The sequence below is a fragment of the Mesorhizobium sp. M4A.F.Ca.ET.090.04.2.1 genome, from assembly GCF_003999085.1.
Classification (GTDB): Bacteria; Pseudomonadota; Alphaproteobacteria; order Rhizobiales; family Rhizobiaceae; genus Mesorhizobium.
Genome location: NZ_RZOT01000585.1, coordinates 1 through 3603, shown reverse-complemented (window position 1 = coordinate 3603; position 3603 = coordinate 1). Strand labels below are relative to the sequence as shown.

General features: G+C 63.8%; 1 protein-coding gene and 1 pseudogene. One reads left to right on the top strand and one right to left on the bottom strand.

Annotation, left to right across the window (positions count from 1 at the left end; genetic code table 11):
- Positions 1-125 (bottom strand): annotated as a pseudogene (locus EN781_RS35575) (low specificity L-threonine aldolase); the annotation flags it as partial.
- Positions 126-606: 481 nt separating this feature from the next.
- On the opposite strand from EN781_RS35575, the gene EN781_RS28580 reads away from it, so the two are divergent.
- A partial coding sequence (locus EN781_RS28580; RefSeq protein ID WP_245492676.1) for a glutamate synthase central domain-containing protein occupies positions 607-3603 on the top strand: 2997 nt, incomplete at its 3' end.

Sequence of the window (3603 nt, the reverse complement as noted above, 5' to 3'; positions counted from 1 at the left end):
CGGCGATAGACGGCGCGGTCGAGGTCGCCGTCGCCATAGGCGGTGGCGATGCCCGCCGCGTGCCGGGATAGGTTGGCCGAGATGTCGGGATGGACGCCCGCCCAGTTGTCGGATGCAAAGAACATCGAGAGGTCCGTAGCTGATTTGCAGAAGCCGGCGCGACTTGACCGTTTTGGTCTTGCAAGTGCAAGGGGCCAATTGCCGGGAAAGCGGTGATGCCAGCCGACGCCGAAATCGGCAGCGACCGAAGCTTACGCTTTGTCGCCCTCTGGCGAAATTTTGTGTCGCGGCGCGGCCAAGATTTTTGTGAATCGGTCTTGTGCGCGCGCCTGATTTCTGCCATAAAAAATTTAGGACAGTAGTGCTGTCTTATTTTGTCGCACAAAACAGGCTGGACTGGCGTATCATGTGGGCCATTCCGGCCGTTGCCGCGAGCGACGGGTAGACGGCTCGGCTCTGGCCTGTACGATACCGGATACGAACCGGGCGGCGCACCGCATGGTTCGGCAACGATTTCGCAAGACGTGCAGCAAGGATGAGGGGGAAGCATCGCGCTTCCCAAGGCAAACCAGCGCCTCAAAGGGGCGCGGAACGGAGGACGGGACGATGACGGAATTGACGCCATCTGCGATTAACGGCCAGGCCGCGCAGACGAAAGCGGCAGCCGTCAAAACCGCGACCCGCACCGCCACCGGCATGGCCGCTCAGGGCCTTTACGATCCGCGCAACGAGCACGACGCTTGCGGCGTCGGGTTCATCGTCAACATGAAGGGCGTGAAATCGCACCAGATCGTCAAGGACGGCCTTGCCGTGCTGGAGAACCTGACGCATCGCGGCGCCGTCGGCGCCGACCCGCTCGTGGGCGATGGCGCCGGCGTGCTGGTGCAGCTTCCCGACCGCTTCTTCCGCGAGGAGATGGCGGCCCAGGGCATCGAACTGCCGCCGGCGGGCCAGTACGGTGTCGGACACTGGTTCATGCCGCAAGACGCGGCGCTGCGCGCCCATATCGAGGATATCATCATCGAATCGGCGCAGTCCGAGGGGCTGCCGCTGCTAGGCTTCCGTGACGTGCCCGTTGACAATTCGTCGCTGTCGAAGGCGCCGGATATCGTGGCGTCCGAGCCGTTTCATCGGCAGGTCTTCATCGGCCGCACGCCCGACATCACCGATGACGAGGAGTACGAGGCCAGACTCTATCTGCTGCGCAAGGTGATATCGGGCCGCATCTACGCCGAAAACGACAACAAGGACATCGGCGCCTATTGCGTGTCGCTGTCGGCGCGCACCCTCGTCTACAAGGGCATGTTCCTGGCCTATCAGGTCGGGGCCTACTACAGGGACCTCAGCGATCCGCGCTTCGAGACCGCGCTGATCCTCGTCCACCAGCGTTTCTCGACCAACACCTTCCCGTCGTGGAAGCTGGCGCATCCCTACCGCATGGTCGCGCACAATGGCGAGATCAACACGGTGCGCGGCAACAACAACTGGATGGCGGCCCGCCAGGCCTCGGTCGATTCCGAACTGTTCGGCAACAACATTTCGAAGCTCTGGCCGATCTCCTATGAAGGCCAGTCGGACACGGCGTGCTTCGACAATGCGCTCGAATTCCTGTTCCAGGGCGGGTACAGCCTCAGCCACGCCATGATGATGCTGATCCCGGAAGCCTGGGCCGGCAACAAGCTCATGGACGCCGACCGCAAGGCCTTCTACGAGTACCACGCGGCACTTATGGAGCCGTGGGACGGGCCGGCGGCGGTCGTGTTCACCGATGGCCGCCAGATTGGCGCCACGCTCGACCGCAACGGCCTGCGCCCGGCGCGCTACATCGTCACCGACGACGACCGCGTCATCATGGCGTCCGAGGCCGGCGTGCTGCCGGTGCCTGAGGAAAGGATCGTCCAGAAGTGGCGGCTGCAGCCCGGCCGCATGCTGCTGATCGACCTCGCCAAGGGCCGCATCGTTTCCGACGAGGAGATCAAATCGGAGATCGCGACCAGGCATCCCTACAAGAACTGGCTCGCCAACACGCAGCTCATCCTGGAAGACCTGAAGCCGGTCGAGCCGCGCGCGCTGCGCAAGGATGTCAGCCTGCTCGATCGCCAGCAGGCATTCGGTTACAGCCAGGAAGACACCAAGCTTTTGATGGCGCCGATGGCCACAACCGGCCAGGAAGCGGTCGGCTCGATGGGCACCGACACGCCGATCTCGGCGATGTCGGACAAGTCGAAGCTTCTCTACACCTATTTCAAGCAGAACTTCGCCCAGGTCACCAACCCGCCGATCGACCCGATCCGCGAGGAACTGGTGATGAGCCTGGTGTCGTTCATCGGACCGCGGCCGAACATCTTCGACCTTGTCGGCAATTCGCGCCGCAAGAGGCTCGAGGTGCGCCAGCCGATCCTGACCAATGGCGATCTCGAGAAGATCCGCTCGATCGGCCACACCGAGGACCGTTTCGACACCAAGACGATCGACATCACCTACGGTGCGAACGAGAATGCCGCTGGCATGCAGGGCGCCATCGACCGGCTCTGCGAGCGCGCCGAAGCGGCGGTCGCCGGCGGCTACAACATCATCATCCTGTCCGATCGCCAGCTCGGGCCGGACCGCATCGCCATTCCGGCGCTGCTCGCAACGGCAGCGGTGCATCACCACCTGATCCGCAAGGGATTGCGCACCTCGGTCGGCCTGGTCGTCGAATCCGGCGAACCGCGCGAGGTGCATCATTTCTGCTGCCTCGCCGGCTACGGCGCCGAAGCGATCAATCCGTACCTCGCCTTCGACACGCTGCTCGACATGCACAAGCGCGGCGAACTGCCGGAGGAGGTCGACGCTTACGAAGTGGTTTCGCGCTACATCAAGTCGATCGGCAAGGGCATCCTCAAGGTGATGTCCAAGATGGGCATCTCCACCTACCAGTCCTATTGCGGCGCGCAGATCTTCGACGCCATCGGGCTGAAGTCGGATTTCGTCGAGAAGTACTTCACCGGCACCGCGACGCTGATCGAGGGCGTCGGGCTGGACGAGATCGCGGCCGAGACGATCAGCCGCCACACCGACGGCTTCGGCAACGATCCGGTGCTGCGCAGCAGCCTGGAGGTCGGCGGCGAGTACATGTTCCGCATGCGCGGCGAGGCGCATATGTGGTCGCCGGACGCGGTCGCCACCCTACAGCATGCGGTGCGCCAGGGGTCATGGGATACGTTCAAGGATTATTCCGCGCAGATCGACAGCGAGACGGCCCGCGCCCAGACCATCCGAGGCCTGTTCAAGATCAGGCTCGCCGAGGAGACCGGACGCAAGAAGGTCGCGATCGACGAGGTCATGCCGGCGGCGGAGATCGTCAAACGCTTCTCGACCGGTGCGATGTCGTTCGGCTCGATCTCCAGGGAAGCGCACACGACGCTGGCGCGCGCCATGAACGCCATCGGCGGCAAGTCGAACACCGGCGAGGGCGGCGAAGAGGCCGACCGCTACCTGCCGCTGCCCGGCGGCGGCAGGAACCCGGAGCGTTCGGCGATCAAGCAGGTTGCATCAGGACGATTCGGCGTGACGGCGGAATATCTCGTCAACTCGGACGTCATGCAGATCAAGGTCGCGCAG